Genomic DNA, 15,290 nt, shown 5'->3' with positions numbered 1-15,290 from the left:
AGAGGTCCTCCCTAATTCATACTGGATAGCATCGTGCGGCTAAATGTCTGTCTCTATTCGCCATTTTTGATACTTAATGTATCGGAAGAACCAGCTTTTTGGGAAGAGGTCTCCTGTCACATTGGACAGCATCGCGTGGTTGAATATCTGTCTCTATCCAGCAGGCAGCCATGATCATGCCAGTAACTGTACATGTTATTTTCTTTTGAATTCGATCTGATCATGATACAATGAACCAAGGATCTAAATCGGAGAAAAATGGAAGAAAAATCTTCAAGCTATGCAATTGGGGAGGCTTAGAACATTGACGCAAACGACGAGACAAGCTCTGCTCCGCGAGGCGGAGAATAAAGCCCTCGCACTCTTCTCGGCTGTCGAGGAAAGAGGGATATTGCGCAGCGGTGTAACGGAGAAAACGATCAACCGTGAAGTGTACGATCTTGCCTTTGACATGTATGGCATCAAGAAGTATTGGCATAAACGAATCGTACGAGCTGGTAGGAACACGCTGCTGCCCTATAGAGAGAACCCACCGGACCTCCTATTGGCAGACGACGATATCGTATTCCTGGATTTCGGTCCCATCTTCGAGGAGTGGGAGGCTGATTTTGGCAGAACCTACGTCATCGGCCATGACGCCAAGAAGTTGAAAATAGCTGCCGACGTTGCGCTCGCTTGGGAGGAAGGCAAGACCTATTTCGAAGCAAATCCGCATGTTACAGGCAGCGAGCTGTTCGCTTATATGGTCAAGCTGGCAGCTAAATACGGCTGGGAGTTTGGCGGTCCGCATGCGGGCCACCTCATCGGCGAGTTCCCGCATGAGTCTGTGCAGGGGGATGAGGTCGAGAACTATATTCACCTGGATAACCAGCTCGATATGAGAGAGCCGGATCAAGGCGGACGCCCAAGAGATTGGATTCTGGAAGTGCATTTTGTGGATCGCGAGCTTGAAATCGGCGGTTTTTTCGAACAATTGTTAACGGTCGACTAACTGAAACGAATCGCACGGCAGGTGCCCAGCGCAGGAAAAAAAGGGTTGTCTCCAACGTCATCAAGACGGAGACAACCCTTTTCCATTAGCTTATAGCCAGCCTAATAAGGGAGGCGATGGCACGGGGCCTATGGTGCGGGATCAAGGCTGAACGCGCTCCGGCAGCCCATCCAGAATCCAAGCCTCCGCCTTGCGGGGCCAGGACTCGCCTGCTTCCCAGGCCAGCGCAAACGTCTCGTAGCGCCGGGCCTCGGGCAGTACGTCGCCAAGCGGGCCGAAAAAGCGCTCTACCGCGAGCCGCTGCGACTCGTGAGCAGCCAAAGCTGCAGCCTTCACCGGCCAATACGGCTCCGTATCGATCCGGAAGGCTGGTTCATGCCCATTCTCGGTTAGCGTAGCCGATTGAATATAGTACAGCTTGCGGACCGTCGTAGCCTGACCGCTCAGCACGGCCTTAGTCGCGATCTTGGAGATCGTCACATGATCCGGGTGGAAATTTCCTCCATCCTCAGGGAATGTGACTACCGTCTGCGCGCCGTGCCGGTTCAGGAACTCGGCCACGCGCTGCACGAATTCTTCTTCCTCCACCTCGTTCAGCTTGCCGTCGGGGTAACGCAGATGCTCGACGGAAGCAAGCCCGAGAATTCCGGCCGCCTCCTCCATCTCGCGCTCGCGCCGGTCTGCGAGCAGCTCGCCCTTCTCATGGGCATAGGCGCCGTTCTTATGGCCCGCATCGCCTCGTGTTGCGAGGAGCAGAACCGGAGGCTCGCCTTCATCGGCGAGCTTGCGGATCAACGCGGAGGCGAGATAAGTCTCATCATCCGGGTGAGCGAATACGAATGCTGTTTTTACGGACATAGGGTCCAGCTCCTCTCTGTATAAAGCCATGTTGCCACTATTCTTATTTTAGCCCAGTTAAGGCCACACCGCGAATGATTTGTTTTTGAAAGATAAGGAAGATCACGATAAGCGGAATGACCGAGACTGTCGCGCCCGTCATAATCAAGACCCAGCCCGCCGAATCCTTCAGCTCACTGGAGAAAAACGACAGACCGACCGGCACCGTCATCCGCTCCTCGGTCATCGAGACGATCAAAGGCCAGATGAAGGCGTTCCAGTTGCCTAGGAAGGAGAGAATGAACAGCGTCGCCAGTGCCGGTTGGACCAGCGGCACAGCAATCTTGAACAGAATGCCCCACTCGCTCATCCCGTCCATCCGTGCCGCATCGAGTAAATCCTCCGGCACCGACTCCATGAACTGCTTCATCAGAAAGATACCGAAGGCCGAGATCAAACCCGGGAACATAATCCCCCAATATGTATCCACCCAATCGAATGTCACGGACAGAATGTACCAAGGGATAATTAACATCTCCGTCGGAACCATCAGTGTGCTGAGAATACCGACAAAGATGATCTTCTTCCCTCGGAAATTAAACTTCGCCAGCACGTACCCGATGATCGAATCGAAGAAGCAGACGCTTATCGTCGTCACGGCCGCCACGATCAGACTGTTCAGCAGCCAGGTCGAGAAGGGCGATTTGGTAAACACCTCAATATAGTTGTTCCAGGTCAAGGTCGTAGAAAACAAACTTAATGTAAAGAGGTCCTTCGGTTCCTTCAGGGATGTCGAGATCATCCACAGGAACGGAAAGATCATCAGCACGCCGCCCAGACTAAGTACCACATACGGCAACCACCGCAGCGGTTTTCGTCTGGAGGCGGCTTTCACGCTCCTTTGCGGTACTGCCGAGACCGCCTGAACACTCATTGCATCCAGCCCCCATTCAATGTTCGATCTTCTTGTTCAACAGCTTCATTTGCACCAGGGACAGGACGAGAATGACGGCGAACAGGACCACCGTAGCGGCTGCGGCATCCCCCATCTTGAAGTGCTTGAAGGCCAGATTGTAAATATGCAGCACGAGCGACAGCGTCGAGTCGAGCGGTCCTCCGAGCGTCATGTTAAGCACCTGAGTAAACGACTGAAGGAAGCTGATGCTTCCGATAATGACCGAGAACACGATGACCGGATTCAACAGCGGCAGCGTAATATGAATGAATCTCTGCCACCAGTTCGCGCCGTCGATGGCGGCCGCCTCCTCATACATCGCTGGAATATTCTCCAGCCCTGCCAGGAAGATCAGCATCTGAAAGCCCAGTGCCTGCCAGATCATGACCGCGATGACCAGATAGATCGCTTGCGTAGGCGAGCCCAGGAAGAGCTGTGCCTGGAACCCCAGCTCCAGCAGAATGCCGTTCACGACGCCGTTCTTCATGAATATCCAGCGGAATACCCAGCTAACTGCGACGACGCTTGTCACATAAGGCAAGAAATAAAGCAACCGGTATAACCCTTTAAGCCGGGTTACCCGCTGAATTAAGAGAGCCACGGCCAGCCCCACGACCAATTGTCCGGGGACACCGACGAGCACGTAAGTCACCGTATTGCGCAGAGATTTGAGAAAGACCGGATCGTTGAACAGATTAACGAAATTGCCGAGCCCGACAAATGGCTTCTCATCGGACAGCAGGTCCCATTCCCTTACACTGATGTTGAAGGAGTACAGGATCGGCAGAATGCGGATCGTAATGAAGAAAATAAGCGGGATCAGCAGGCAGCCGTAGATGAACAGGTACCGCTGCTGCTTGACGCTAAGAGAAGAAGACCGCCGCCCGGTTAAGGGCAGCGTCTCGTTTTTGGCCATGAGAGTTCTCCTTTCGAACGGCTAGGCCGGTTTACTTTTTGTCCTGCTTCGCCCAGTACTCGTCATACAGCTTCTGCGTCTTCTGGACCAGCTCATCGAAGGCATCCTTGTAGCTGACATTGTTCAGCGTAATTTTATCGATCGCTTCGACGAAGTAATCCCGCTCCAGCTTCTCATCGACGAAGAAGTGAGAGTTCGCGTAATCCAGCTGCTTAATGAACGGTCCAAGCTTCGCGTCCTTGGTGAATTTTTCCTGCTGGGCGACTTCCTTCTTGGCCGGCAGCTCCCCGACTTTCTCGGCCCATTGCTCCTGAACCTCTTTGCTTGTCAGGAATTTCAGGAATTCCGTTGCGGCTTCCAGCTTTTTGCCGGATACATTCTTCGTAATGGCATTGGCCCAATACGAGGCAGGCGCAGCCTTCTTATCCTTGTAAGACGGAAGCGGAGCAATGGCGTAGTTCAGGTTCGGAGAATCCTTGGCCAGACCGCCGAGCTGGAAGGAGCCGTCAACGCTGAGTGCGGCAAAGCCGCCCTTGAATGCCGTGATATCGTTGGTATAGAAGTCCTTCGCTCCGACCTTATGCTTCACTCCGAAATCGACCAGATATGAGAATGCTTCAAGTCCGGCAGGCGTTTCGTTCCAGAGGATTTTTCGGCGGTCTTCGCTGACATCCTTGCCTCCGGCCTGCTGCAGCAGCGTATCCCGGTACCAGTGCGGTAGCTGCGAATTCGTCTGGAAGGTGAAGCCTTCAACGACCAGCTGGCCGTTCTTGTCCCGCTCAGTCAGCTTCTTGGAGTAGTCAACCAGCTCTTCCCAGGTGGCAGGCGGCTTGTTCGGATCAAGCCCGGCTTTCGTGAACAGATCCTTGTTATAGAACAGCGCCAGTGAACGTACGGCTGTCGGAATCGCGTAATATTTGCCATTCAGCTTGGCGGAGTTGACGAACGGGAAGAACTCCTTCTCAATCTGCGCCGCCGAGAAGGCACTCTCCGGAAGCGGCTGCAGGTAGCCGGAAGCTACGTATTTGGGCAGCCAGCCATAGTACAGGTTGATGATGTCCGGTCCCTTGCCGGCTGGAACGAGCGTCGCGACCTTCTCGTTATATTGGTCGTAAGGGAAATTCGTATGCTTAACCGTAATATTCGGATGCTGTTTCTGGAAATCCTCGATCAGCTTGTTTACCAGATCGACCTTCGCCGGAAATACGTACTGCCAATACTCGATCGTAACCTTCTCGTCGGAAGAGGCGGCCTTAGTCGTCTCCGCCTTGGGCGTCTTTGCGCTGTCAGCACCCGTAGCTGCAGGCTTGGAGCCGCCCGAGCAGCCGGACAGGGCCGCCATCGAGCCGACGGCGAGTAGTGCAGCGAATTTGGTAAACGTAGAAACGCGATGAGTCGTAGACAAAATAAATCATTCCTCTCGGGTATTATGTATACTGATGATTTCAAACGTTCCAGGTCATACGGATGCGGTCAGATTCCGCTGGGGCTCAAGCAGTCCTAGCAGCTTTCTGGCATTGTTACCGAAGATGCCCTCGATCTCTTCCTCACGGAACCGCAGCTCCCGGCATACCCGGACCTGATCCTGCAAGTACCGGTACACGAAGCCACGCGGGAAGCTGCCAGAGTCTGTTCCGAACACAATCCGCTCGGGACCGATCAGCTCGTAGGTTTTGCGGAATAGCGACTCCAGCGTCAGCTCGTATGGCGTCCATCTCATCCACTGATTGGAGCCTGAAGTATCCACGTAGATGTTCGGGCAGCCCCAGCACAGATGAAGCAGCTCCTGGAAATAGCCGGCTCCGAAGTGCGGGATGACGAACGGGATCGTCGGATACTCACGGGCTACGTTGAAGATAGACAGCGGATTGATATTCAGATGCTGTACGATACCTCCCGTATGACCGAGCAGCCCGAAGTGGATCAGCACCGGAAGCCGGCGTTCGGCCAGGAACCTCCATACTGGACGGAGCGACGGATCGTGGAACGGAATCTGTACCATTGGACCAAACAGCTTGTAGCCGCGAAGTCCCAGCTCATCGACCGCCCGCTGCAGTTCCTCCGCCGCATCCGGCGTTTCAATTGAGTGATGCGCGAATCCTGTAAACCGATCTGGGTACTTGGATATTTGACGCGATAAATCGTCATTATCCCAAGCGGTCAGAAAATTGATGCCTCCGATCCCGTAACGGTCCAGCTCATCCACCCAGCGTTCGATCAGCGGCTTGCTGCTGTCTGCTGTATCAGACTTAGGATCAGGGAAATCCCAGGCCAGCCTCATTCGTTCCGATCGTTCCTTATTGAAAGGATCGACGATTTCATTGTGTGTCATGAACGAAGTCGGATACGGCAAGTGCCCGTGCAGGTCAAATACTCGAAATGATGGGTTAAACATGGCTAAGCTCCCTCCGTTCCCAATGTCGTACCTCATCGTCTGCCAGAATCGGAACCGCTTGGTTAACCTTCTTCACTTGTCCCGACAGCCCGGATTGGCCCTGCCCGCAGGCTTGCTTGAACCAACCTTCCGTGTAGCCGGCGCCAGATAAACGTTCGTCGTCCTCCAGCTCCCATACCTTTGTCATTGTCATGAACGGCCCCCCGCTTGTGCAGTCGTGTACCGGGTAAACGAAAAAAGACACGCAGCTCTGGGCCGACAATCATTGTCAGCTCGGCTGTACGTGTCTCCAGTTGCCCGGTGGATCGTACCATTACCTAGTTATCCAATTAATTTACTAAGTATTTCATGACTGAATATTACAGGATGATCCAAATGATGTCAATAAAAAAATTATTGAGAACATTTAACGTTGATTATTGACTTGAATTGTAATTAAGTTACAATTATGAGAGTTCAACTATTTCCAGAATGGAGGGATCATTATGGAACAAACACTGCTCGCTCCTCAATTGGAGCCAGCCGTTCATCCCCGCTATGGCACCGTGTCTGCACTGCTCGTCTGGTGCGGTTTGGCCGTCGTATCCAGCCTGTATGTGAGCGTGTCTATAGGCGGGCTGCTGGCGACCCAATACGGGATCACACTGACCGAGAGCGCCTGGGCGTCAAGCGGCTTCTCCCTGTTTTACGCCCTCGGCTTCCTCGCCTGCGGACCGTTGTCCGAACGTTACGGACGCCGCACTGTCATCTTGTCCGGCTTGCTGCTGCTGGCCGTCATCAGTCCTCTGATCGGTCTGGCCCCGACCTTCACGGTCCTCGTCGCCCTGCGGGCACTCCAGGGAGCCGCCGCCTCCACCTTCGCACCTTCCGCCCTTGCTTATATCATGGAGTCGTATCCGGCCAGTAAGAAAGTCACCGCCATCGGACTCGTGAGTACCGGATTTCTGACGGCCGGCATCGTCGGCCAGTTATTCAGCAGCTATATCGGCGAACTGCTCGGATGGCCGTACGTGTTCCATATTCTCGGAGCCGTCTATCTGATCACGGCGGCGATCACGCTCCGCTGGCTGCCCCGCGATCAGGCCAAGGGCTCACCGCTGGCGCTTGCCCAGCTCCCCCGAAGACTGGCGGGCGTCTTCCTGCTCCGCCCTCTCTATGCCTGCTATGGCGTGACGGTGACTCTGCTGTTTGCCTTCGTCGGCATGTATCTTGTACTCGGCCACTATCTGTCCGCCCCACCGTTCGGACTGACCTCCCAGCAGTTGCTGCTCCTACGGGCTGCGGGCATCGTCGGGATGGCCGCTTCCCCCTTCGCCGGCGCGCTTGTCGCCCGCCGTGGAGCCTACTGGGTACTGCTGAGCGGACTCGGGCTTGCCTTGGCCGGACTGCTAGGTCTGGCACTCATCCCGAATCTGGTCTTCCTGACCGTCTTCAGCATCGTATTCGTAACAGGAATCGCCTTGAGCGTTCCGACCCTGATCTCGCTGATCGGGCAACTGGCCGGCACGGCACGAGCCTCTGCTGTTTCACTATATACGTTCATCCTGTTCGTCGGAGCCACACTCGGGCCGATCGGCGCAGTTTTCCTGATGAACCTCTGGGGTGATCGGCCGGCCTTTCTCGGTCTGGCTGCTGCCCTGGCTCTCGGCCTGCTGGCCGCCCTGTGGCTATGGCGCGTGCAGCGCGCACAGACCGTGAGCGGCACCAACTAGCAAGTCAGGCTGCCTTCCTTCGATTCATTGTAAGCGATCGTCAATTTATACTATAATGGAGGCAGCAGGGCTTACGTAAAGGGGGGCAGCGCAGATGAGCGCAAACCACGACCAACAGATGTACTATGATTTCGATTTGCTGAGCAAGCTTGTTGTCGGGATCGGAGAGGTTGCCGATATCACCGGTGTGCCAACACGGAAAATCCGCTATTGGGAAGATAAGGGCATCGTTCGCTCCGTACAGGAAGCCGACGGCTCTACCAGACGGTACGACTATCTTAACATCAAGAAAATCGTCCTCGTTCAGGAGCTCTTGGAGGATGGCTACACGCTGGATGCAGCAGCCCGCAAAGTCGAGGATCGGATGAAGAACATTAACGATATTTTCCAGAAAATTGCCGATAAGCAGAACACGCCACAGCCTTAACCTCGGGCTGCGGGCGTGATTGATCGCAGTCGGACAACGAGCAGCCGTTCCACGCCGGGAGACAACTTTCGGAGCGGAACGGCTTATTTTCTTACACGCATTGGCCTATCAGAGAATCACGCGTTACAGACGGGGCAGCGCCGAGACCTCGTTAGGCTTTGCTTTAGCAGCATACTAGCTAACGTACGGCCTTCTCGTCCAGATCCCGCAGAATCGTCACCGTCACGGAAGAGAAGGCTTTCTCCCGGTCGGGCACAACCTCGGCGTACCGAGGATCCTCCAGCCAGCCCTTCACCTGTTCCTCGCTATCGAACTGCAACAGCCGGATGGAGGTGTCCGGGAAGGAACCAACGAGCCGCTCCTCCGCATCCCAGCGCCGGAAAGCCTTGGCGCCGTACTCATCGCGGACTGTCTTGGCCCGCTCCTTGTAGCGTTCTAGAGCCTCCGGCTCCTGCTCATTGGGTGTCATCGTCACTAATACCCAGACCATCGCTGGCCCCTCAGACTTGCTCAGAGGCGGAGGCCGCCGCAACTTGACGGCTGGCGGCCAGGAACGCCGGATGCGCTCCCGTCACGCCGCCCTGTGCCCAGTGGCCGGGAGGCAGGTCGCGGAACAGGATCAGCACCTTGTCTGCAGGCGTACCGATCAGTTCACCGGTCAATGCCGTCAACGCCGCCGCCCACTCATTCTTCTGCTCCTGAGAGTATACGTCCCAGACATCGATCGCGATTACGGCCGTATTCGGCACAGGCGACTGCCCGTCATCGTACGTCTCCTCCGTCCCCCAGGCGGTAGAGCGGCTTTTGGCTGCAAACTCAGGATCTGCCCCGTTCGCCCCCGCCTGCCCAAAGTTCACGGATGGATACTCCCGAATCAACACGAGAATTTTATCCGGCGGGATGTTGAACAACGTCGCTCCGATCTCCGTTGCCTCGTGAATCCAACGTCCCTTCGTTTCCACTGCTACTCCTGTCCAGGTTTCCAATGAGATAAATGGCATTTAGACAAGCTCCTCTCGAAATTCGGATTGTAGATGCTCGGTCGCGAGACGCAGCGTTTCGGCGTCCTGAACCTGCAGCGTTACAGCTTCAGGCTCGATCGCGCGGATCAGTCGGCTCAATACTTGACCCGGTCCCAGCTCGATGAACAGGCGGATACCCTGCCCAAGCAAATAACGGATAGAGGCTTCCCACAGCACGGGGGACGTGATCTGCTCGCGCAGCAGACCGCTCCAGGCACCGCTCTCCTCCGGGCGTGCCGTGACATTCGATACGACGGGCACGCGCCCCCGGTGGAACAAAGCCCGCTCCAGCGCCGGAGAGAACGCTCGGGCGGCGGGGGCCATCAGGGGCGAGTGAAACGCCCCCGAGACGGCCAGCGGGATGACGGTGATATCCTCGTCGAACGCCAGCTCCAGCAGCGCGTCGACGGACTCGGCATCGCCCGAGACGACGGTCTGCACCGGCGAATTGCGGTTGGCGGGTACGAGTACCCCGCCAGGCACAACCGCTTGCCGGCACAGCCGTTCCACCGTCTCCGCAGACGCGTCCTTGATGGCCGCCATGGCCCCGCGCTGCATACCCGACATCAGCCGTCCCCGCTCCGTGATCAGGCGGAACGCATCGGCACGGCTCAGTACGCCGGCTGCGGCCAGCGCCGCATATTCCCCGGCGCTATGCCCGGCCATGTAGGCCGGCAGGCTCGGGACCGCCTCCCGGAACGCTTCCCAGGCAGCCAGACTCGCAGCCAGCAGGCTCGGCTGGGTATAGGCCGTATCGTTCAGCCGGCCGGCCGGGTCCTCTTGGAACGAAACCTCGCGGATCGGGAGCGCCGACCACTGCTCAGCCTCTAGGTACACATGCTTCGCCGCATCCGCCGTCTCGAAGAGAGAGGCCCCCATACCCGTATACTGCGCGCCTTGGCCGGGGAAGACAACGGCATAGAGCAGCGGAGCAGGGGATCGCTCCGCCTCGCTGTTTCCTTGTCCCGATAGAGGGGATTGGCTCATAGGTCGAACAGCACCTCCAGCGCCACAGCGACGCCATCCTCATCATGCGAGAGTGTCACGAACTTGGCCGTCCGCTTCAGCTCCTCCACCGCATTGCCCATCGCGACGCCAAGACCGGTCGCAGCGATCATATCAAGGTCATTATAGCTGTCTCCGAAGCTGACGATGTCGTCCGCCTCGATCCCGAGGAGGGCGGCAACCGCCAGCACACCCTTGCCCTTCGACGTCTCGGCCGGCAGCAGCTGAAGCTGCCACACGTCGTCGAACCAAGGGATCAGCACATGATCGAATTGCTGTCCGTAGACGGATCGCGTATGATTCAGAATCTCCTCCAGCTGCCCGCGTCCGCCCATGATCAGCAGCGACGTAGGCTCCTGCTCCGTATCCGAGAAAGCCGCAAGTTCTTGCAAAGGAACGCCAAGCTCCACGGAGAAGCGGAGGCTCAGCGGATGCCGGGCCGTCACGAGTACGTCATCGTCGCAGTTCCAGTGGATCACCAGCCCCTTGACCAGCGCCTGCGCCACGGCATGTCTAGCGATAGGCAGCGGTACCGTCTGATGCACGTAGACCGTGTCATTGGACGAATGCTTCACCAGCGCCCCGTTATGCGACACGACGATGCCAGGTATGCCGAGCAGCTCGGCATGCTCACGCACCGCGCCCATCATCCGGCCGGTCGCCAGCAGTACGGTGATTCCGCGCTCAGCGACGCCTTGGAGCGCACGGATCGTGCGTGCAGACAACTGGTGATCGCGTCCGAGCAGTGTCCCGTCCATGTCGCAGGCGACCAGCTTATAGCCTCCGGGCTTGCGCAGCAAGAGACGTGCCAGCTCGCCGCCCAGCTGGGGGTATTTTTCCTGAGTGGGATTCTGGGATACCTGGCTCATTGGATACCACCCTGCTCCACATACCGGAACGCATCGCCGACCGTCTTCAATCGGCCCGCTTCGGTGGTCGACAGCTTAATGCCATACTTTTGGCGGAGCAGCATGACGATCTTGACGATATCGACCGAGCTGATACCCACGTCGCGCACCCATTCGGCTTCCTGCGTCAGCAGTGCCTCTTCCTTCTTCAGCTTATGGGCCACCTGCGACCGAAAATCGGCAAAGGACTGTCCCGGAAGATCAGTCTGCGTTACTTGCTCACCCATGCGGATTCCTCCTCTCTGCTTGTGCGTTCACCTGTGTAGCCGTCTTGAGCGCCTGCGATCAGCTCGCGGATATGCGCATCCTCATAAGTCGGCAGGAACCAATCGACCGTCAGCTCGAACAGCTCTTCCTTGTGGTACGGGAAGGAATGATGCGCACCATCCAGCACGACCAGCTTTTTACCTATAGATGCGTCTGGATCGGGCACTCCGGCTTGGAACGCCGACTTGATCTCGTCGATCGGTACCAGACCGTCCTCCGTTCCATGAATCAATAGCAGCGGTGTACGGATACCGGCCAGCGTTTCCGCCAGATCGAACCGTCCCGACTCGCTCTGGACAATGGCCGGGCCGCAGCTGAACAACTGCTCGTTGTAAATAAAATCCGCTTCGTCGCCTTCCTCCAGCAGGCAAAACGCATCCTCTCCGACCATCGCAGATACCGTTCCGCGCAAATCCGTGAACGGCGCCCAGGCAACCGTCCGGTAAATCCGCGCGTCCCCGGCCGCTCCGCGCAGAGCCGTCACCGCGCCCATGCAATGCCCGACGACCCCGATCCGGTGCGGATCGACGCCGGCAAACTGCGCCACCGTGCCTACCGCAGCCTGCAGATCCTCCAGCTCCCGGTCAAGCGTCAGCTCGGTCAACTCTCCGTCGCTATCACCCGAACCTGCAAAATCGAAGCGAAATACCGATACATTGCGTTTGGCCGCATAGCGGGCAAACTCGACAAACCGCCGGCTGCCGCCAATTTTAGTACCCGCGAACCCATGGCATACGATAAGGCAAGGACGCGGGCCTTCTCCCTCTCCATGATGAAGCACACCAACCAGGTCCTGATTCCTGCTATTGCGAAATACGACAGCCTCCAGCGCCATTATGGTTTCCCTCCCGGATTCTCTTTATAGTGGTTTCATTTGAATCAGATGAATCAGAATTGAATCGGAATTCAATCCATTTGAAATGGATATAGAGGATTTCAATTAGGATGCGTGGATGTGATGAAAGCTGTCTCCCCAGCGGATAATGCTCGCTCCGCATGTCAGGCCGGCACCGAAGCCGACGATCAGCACGTATTCTCCCGGCGCAACCCTGCCCTCCTCTACCGCCTCCTCCAATGCGAGCGGGATCGAGGCGGCTGACGTATTGCCTACCTTCTGCAGGTGGATATAGAAGCGGTCGAACGGGATATCCAGGCTGTCCGCAATCTCCTCGACAATATGTACATTCGCCTGATGGGGGACGATCAGCCCGATCTCATCCAGAGAAATGCCAGTCCGCTCGCAAGCCTCCAGAATCGTATCGCAAACGATCGGCACGACCTCCTGAAACAGCTCAGGTCCCTTCATCTTCAGCACATGCTGCCTGTTCTCCACCGTCTGCACCGTCGCCGGCTGAGCGGTCCCCCCTGCGGGCATGTACAGCAGTTCCTTGCCCGAGCCGTCGGAACGGAAAGCTCCTCCGAGCAGCAGCTCCGCATCCGCATGCTCCAGCAAGGCCGCCCCCGCCCCGTCCCCGAACAAGACGCAGGTGGACCGGTCCTGCCAATCGAGATATCTCGAGATGACCTCGGAGCCGATGACCAGCGCGTTGCGTACCGTGCCGCTCTTGACGAATTGCGCCGCCACCTCCAGGCCGTAGACAAAACCGGAGCAGGCCGCCGACAGGTCGAAGGCGAAAGCCTTGACCGCTCCAAGCTCATGCTGCACGAGGCAGGCCGCCGACGGAAAAGGATGGTCGGCCAGCATCGTCGCCACGACGATAAGCTCCACCTGCTCCGGCGCCAGTCCGCGACGCTGCAGCGCCGAACGGGCCGCCCGCACCGCGAGCGTGGACGTGGTTTCCCCGGGAGCGGCAATTCGCCGCTCCTCGATACCCGTTCTGGATCGAATCCAATCATCGGAGGTGTCCACCGTCGCCGCCAGTTCATCATTGGTGAGAATCCGTTCGGGCAAATATGTCCCGATTGCAGTCAACGCAACCCCCATACATCCTTTCACTCCTTCTTATCTGCATATATCCAGCTTCGGTCGTGCTGCACGCAAGGCCTCCCGGCTTTTACAGCCGAACAGCCGTCAAACCTACGGCCACCGCCAGCGCATAATCACGGTGATGGCTGATGCTCAGCTCCAGCCGCTCCAGACCGCAATAGGCCCAAGCGGCCAGCGCTGACCCCCTCAAGCGAACCCGGGGCCTGCCTCCCGGACGGCGCAGAATTTCAATGTCGGTCAGCTCGATCCGGTCCAGCCCGCTTCCCAGCGCCTTCATCACCGCCTCTTTGGCGGCAAAGCGGCCGGCCAGACGCTCCTTCAATCCCATTGGCACCTCGACTACAATTCCCCCCATGGCTTCATTAAAATTTTCCGTGTCTGTCCCGCTCCCGTCCGAGATGCAGCTATCCTGTCCAGACGTGCGCGTCACCTCCTCCCATTCCTCCTGCGTCAGCCATATACCCTCGGCGCCGGGATACAGGCCTTCTACATCATCCAGATGAACCAGATCCACGCCGACCCGCAGGCCAGGACCCCCGACCTCTGTCCACGCCGATTCATCCGGCCCGTTCGACGGATCCGGCTGCTCCACATCGAGACCTTCGTCCGCCGCTGGCTTCCGCCATTGCTCCTCTCCCTGAACCTGCAGCCTACGCTCCATGCAGAAACTTATCTGCGATGCGCACGAACAGCCGGACTCCGATTGCCAGCGAATCCTCATCGATCGTAAACTTCGAATGATGATGCGGATGGATAATGCCCAGCGCCTGATTCCCTGCTCCGATATTGAAGAAAGCTCCGGGAGCCGCCTGTTGGTAAGCAGAAAAATCCTCTCCGCCCATAATCGGCTTCTGAATGACGACGGCCTCCCGGCCCAGCAGTTCGACAGCCGCTTCCTCAATGACCTTCGTCACGTTCACATCGTTCACGACCGGACGATAGCCGTAGTCGTAGTGAAATTCATACTCAGCTCCATGCGCCTCGGTAATGCCCTGTACGATCTGGCGGATTCGTTCGGGAACGGATTGCCGCAGCGTCTCGTCGAAGCTGCGTACTGTGCCGCCCAGCTCCGCTGTGCCCGGGATGACATTATGCGCAGTGCCCCCATGAAACTCGGTCACCGACAGCACCAGCCGCTCCAGCGGATCGGTGTTGCGGGAGACGATCTGCTGCAGATTCGTCACCAGCTGCGCCCCGATAATAATCGGGTCGACCGTTTGATGCGGCATCGCCGCATGGCCGCTGACCCCGCGCACTATGATACGAAACGTATCTGGAGCGGCCAGCATCGGCCCGTACGCCACAGCTACCTTCCCCGTCGCGAGCGGGGAAAACAGATGAGCGCCGATGACGCCGTCCACGCCGTCCAGTACCCCGGCGTCAACGAGCTGCTGAGCGCCGCCAGGCGGCAGCTCCTCCGCATGCTGGAACAGGAAGCGGATCTCACCGTGAAGCTGCTCTCGCCGCTCGCTCAAGATGCGGGCGGCACCAAGCAGAACGGCCGTATGCCCGTCATGACCGCACGCATGCATGACACCCGGGTTCTCGGAGACGAAGTCAAACTCGTTCTCCTCCGTAATTGGCAGCGCATCGATATCGGCTCGCAGCGCGAGCACCCGGCCCGGATGTGCTCCTACGAGACGTCCCACCACACTGGTCGGCGTCGGCCGGCTGATCTCAATGCCCTCGAAGGTGCTTAGCGTATCGGCGACAAACTGCGCCGTCGCATGCTCCTCGAAGGACAGCTCAGGATGCTGGTGAAAATGTCTCCGCCAAGCAATCACCTGCCTCGACAGCGCTTCGGACAGCAACTCCTCATCGTTATGAACGTTATGAATACTCATGCTCGCCAGCCTCCCTCGGCCCAAGTAAAGTGAAGTAAATAAAAGTAAATCCCGCTCGCTGCT

Annotated in this window: 18 protein-coding genes; 3 read left to right on the top strand and 15 right to left on the bottom strand. The window is 57.5% G+C overall.

The genetic code is table 11. The annotated features are described in order from the left end of the window. Positions 1-304: 304 nt before the first annotated feature. A complete protein-coding gene (locus WMW72_RS15390; RefSeq protein WP_341416389.1) occupies positions 305-991 on the top strand; it encodes a M24 family metallopeptidase in 687 nt (228 codons plus the stop codon). Positions 992-1,132: 141 nt separating this feature from the next. On the opposite strand, the gene WMW72_RS15385 is transcribed toward WMW72_RS15390, so the two are convergent. The 6 genes from WMW72_RS15385 to WMW72_RS15360 are packed head-to-tail and all read right to left on the bottom strand — an operon-like array spanning position 1,133 to position 6,287. Beyond that, positions 1,133-1,849, bottom strand: coding sequence for a PIG-L deacetylase family protein (locus tag WMW72_RS15385; RefSeq protein WP_341416388.1), 717 nt, complete (start codon positions 1,847-1,849; stop codon positions 1,133-1,135). A gap of 43 nt (positions 1,850-1,892) precedes the next feature. After that, on the bottom strand, positions 1,893-2,762 hold the full coding sequence (locus WMW72_RS15380; RefSeq protein WP_341416387.1) for a carbohydrate ABC transporter permease: 870 nt from the start codon (positions 2,760-2,762) through the stop codon (positions 1,893-1,895). Positions 2,763-2,778: 16 nt separating this feature from the next. After that, on the bottom strand, positions 2,779-3,699 hold the full coding sequence (locus tag WMW72_RS15375; protein WP_341416386.1) for a carbohydrate ABC transporter permease: 921 nt from the start codon (positions 3,697-3,699) through the stop codon (positions 2,779-2,781). Positions 3,700-3,730: 31 nt separating this feature from the next. Continuing rightward, complete coding sequence (locus WMW72_RS15370; RefSeq protein ID WP_341416385.1) at positions 3,731-5,104, bottom strand: extracellular solute-binding protein; 1,374 nt, start codon at positions 5,102-5,104, stop codon at positions 3,731-3,733. Positions 5,105-5,158: 54 nt separating this feature from the next. Continuing rightward, a complete protein-coding gene (locus tag WMW72_RS15365) occupies positions 5,159-6,094 on the bottom strand; it encodes an amidohydrolase family protein (RefSeq protein ID WP_341416384.1) in 936 nt (311 codons plus the stop codon). After that, entirely contained in the window at positions 6,087-6,287 is a 201-nt protein-coding gene (locus tag WMW72_RS15360; RefSeq protein ID WP_341416383.1) for a hypothetical protein, read from the bottom strand. The genes WMW72_RS15365 and WMW72_RS15360 overlap by 8 nt, the downstream gene beginning before the upstream one ends. Positions 6,288-6,579: 292 nt before the next feature. On the opposite strand from WMW72_RS15360, the gene WMW72_RS15355 reads away from it, so the two are divergent. Continuing rightward, positions 6,580-7,806 carry an MFS transporter gene (locus WMW72_RS15355; RefSeq protein ID WP_341416382.1) on the top strand — a complete coding sequence of 409 codons (1,227 nt, stop codon included), beginning with the start codon at positions 6,580-6,582 and terminating at the stop codon, positions 7,804-7,806. A gap of 94 nt (positions 7,807-7,900) precedes the next feature. Further along, positions 7,901-8,233 (top strand): MerR family transcriptional regulator, encoded by a 333-nt coding sequence (locus tag WMW72_RS15350; RefSeq protein ID WP_341416380.1) that lies wholly within the window; start codon positions 7,901-7,903, stop codon positions 8,231-8,233. A 178-nt stretch (positions 8,234-8,411) separates the two neighbouring features. On the opposite strand, the gene WMW72_RS15345 is transcribed toward WMW72_RS15350, so the two are convergent. The 9 genes from WMW72_RS15345 to WMW72_RS15305 form a co-directional block, all read right to left on the bottom strand. Further along, positions 8,412-8,723 carry a DUF1330 domain-containing protein gene (locus WMW72_RS15345; protein WP_341416379.1) on the bottom strand — a complete coding sequence of 104 codons (312 nt, stop codon included), beginning with the start codon at positions 8,721-8,723 and terminating at the stop codon, positions 8,412-8,414. Positions 8,724-8,733: 10 nt separating this feature from the next. Then, complete coding sequence (locus WMW72_RS15340; RefSeq protein WP_341416378.1) at positions 8,734-9,234, bottom strand: tautomerase family protein; 501 nt, start codon at positions 9,232-9,234, stop codon at positions 8,734-8,736. Further along, positions 9,235-10,242, bottom strand: a complete 1,008-nt coding sequence (locus WMW72_RS15335; RefSeq protein WP_341416377.1) for an ACP S-malonyltransferase — start codon at positions 10,240-10,242, stop codon at positions 9,235-9,237. Next, on the bottom strand, positions 10,239-11,129 hold the full coding sequence (locus WMW72_RS15330) for a Cof-type HAD-IIB family hydrolase (protein ID WP_341416376.1): 891 nt from the start codon (positions 11,127-11,129) through the stop codon (positions 10,239-10,241). Before WMW72_RS15330 ends, WMW72_RS15335 begins: the two co-directional genes overlap by 4 nt. Next, complete coding sequence (locus tag WMW72_RS15325) at positions 11,126-11,395, bottom strand: phosphopantetheine-binding protein (RefSeq protein WP_341416375.1); 270 nt, start codon at positions 11,393-11,395, stop codon at positions 11,126-11,128. Before WMW72_RS15325 ends, WMW72_RS15330 begins: the two co-directional genes overlap by 4 nt. Continuing rightward, the gene (locus WMW72_RS15320; protein WP_479724853.1) at positions 11,380-12,273 is read right to left on the bottom strand and encodes an alpha/beta hydrolase; all 894 of its coding nucleotides are present in this window, start codon (positions 12,271-12,273) and stop codon (positions 11,380-11,382) included. Before WMW72_RS15320 ends, WMW72_RS15325 begins: the two co-directional genes overlap by 16 nt. Positions 12,274-12,375: 102 nt before the next feature. Further along, on the bottom strand, positions 12,376-13,380 hold the full coding sequence (locus WMW72_RS15315; RefSeq protein ID WP_341416374.1) for a beta-ketoacyl-ACP synthase III: 1,005 nt from the start codon (positions 13,378-13,380) through the stop codon (positions 12,376-12,378). Between the two features lie 70 nt (positions 13,381-13,450). Next, positions 13,451-14,044: a holo-ACP synthase gene (locus tag WMW72_RS15310; protein WP_341416373.1), complete on the bottom strand. Its 594-nt coding sequence runs from the start codon at positions 14,042-14,044 to the stop codon at positions 13,451-13,453. Next, positions 14,034-15,227: an amidohydrolase gene (locus WMW72_RS15305; RefSeq protein WP_341416372.1), complete on the bottom strand. Its 1,194-nt coding sequence runs from the start codon at positions 15,225-15,227 to the stop codon at positions 14,034-14,036. The genes WMW72_RS15310 and WMW72_RS15305 overlap by 11 nt, the downstream gene beginning before the upstream one ends. Between the last annotated feature and the right edge of the window lie 63 nt (positions 15,228-15,290).

Source organism: Paenibacillus filicis (assembly GCF_038070315.1).
GTDB classification, from domain to species: domain Bacteria; phylum Bacillota; class Bacilli; order Paenibacillales; family NBRC-103111; genus Paenibacillus_G; species Paenibacillus_G filicis.
This window is presented reverse-complemented; position numbering and strand designations above follow the sequence as displayed.

Bases quoted from the DNA above. Each gene is read 5' to 3' on its own strand.
- WMW72_RS15345 (WP_341416379.1), bottom strand. From the start codon at position 8,723: ATGGTCTGGGTATTAGTGACGATGACACCCAATGAGCAGGAGCCGGAG.
- WMW72_RS15355 (WP_341416382.1), top strand. From the start codon at position 6,580: ATGGAACAAACACTGCTCGCTCCTCAATTGGAGCCAGCCGTTCATCCC.
- WMW72_RS15375 (WP_341416386.1), bottom strand. From the start codon at position 3,699: ATGGCCAAAAACGAGACGCTGCCCTTAACCGGGCGGCGGTCTTCTTCT.
- WMW72_RS15380 (WP_341416387.1), bottom strand. From the start codon at position 2,762: ATGAGTGTTCAGGCGGTCTCGGCAGTACCGCAAAGGAGCGTGAAAGCC.
- WMW72_RS15315 (WP_341416374.1), bottom strand. From the start codon at position 13,380: ATGGGGGTTGCGTTGACTGCAATCGGGACATATTTGCCCGAACGGATT.
- WMW72_RS15330 (WP_341416376.1), bottom strand. From the start codon at position 11,129: ATGAGCCAGGTATCCCAGAATCCCACTCAGGAAAAATACCCCCAGCTG.
- WMW72_RS15340 (WP_341416378.1), bottom strand. From the start codon at position 9,234: ATGCCATTTATCTCATTGGAAACCTGGACAGGAGTAGCAGTGGAAACG.
- WMW72_RS15335 (WP_341416377.1), bottom strand. From the start codon at position 10,242: ATGAGCCAATCCCCTCTATCGGGACAAGGAAACAGCGAGGCGGAGCGA.
- WMW72_RS15350 (WP_341416380.1), top strand. From the start codon at position 7,901: ATGAGCGCAAACCACGACCAACAGATGTACTATGATTTCGATTTGCTG.
- WMW72_RS15365 (WP_341416384.1), bottom strand. From the start codon at position 6,094: ATGTTTAACCCATCATTTCGAGTATTTGACCTGCACGGGCACTTGCCG.
- WMW72_RS15385 (WP_341416388.1), bottom strand. From the start codon at position 1,849: ATGTCCGTAAAAACAGCATTCGTATTCGCTCACCCGGATGATGAGACT.
- WMW72_RS15305 (WP_341416372.1), bottom strand. From the start codon at position 15,227: ATGAGTATTCATAACGTTCATAACGATGAGGAGTTGCTGTCCGAAGCG.
- WMW72_RS15310 (WP_341416373.1), bottom strand. From the start codon at position 14,044: ATGGAGCGTAGGCTGCAGGTTCAGGGAGAGGAGCAATGGCGGAAGCCA.
- WMW72_RS15325 (WP_341416375.1), bottom strand. From the start codon at position 11,395: ATGGGTGAGCAAGTAACGCAGACTGATCTTCCGGGACAGTCCTTTGCC.
- WMW72_RS15360 (WP_341416383.1), bottom strand. From the start codon at position 6,287: ATGACAATGACAAAGGTATGGGAGCTGGAGGACGACGAACGTTTATCT.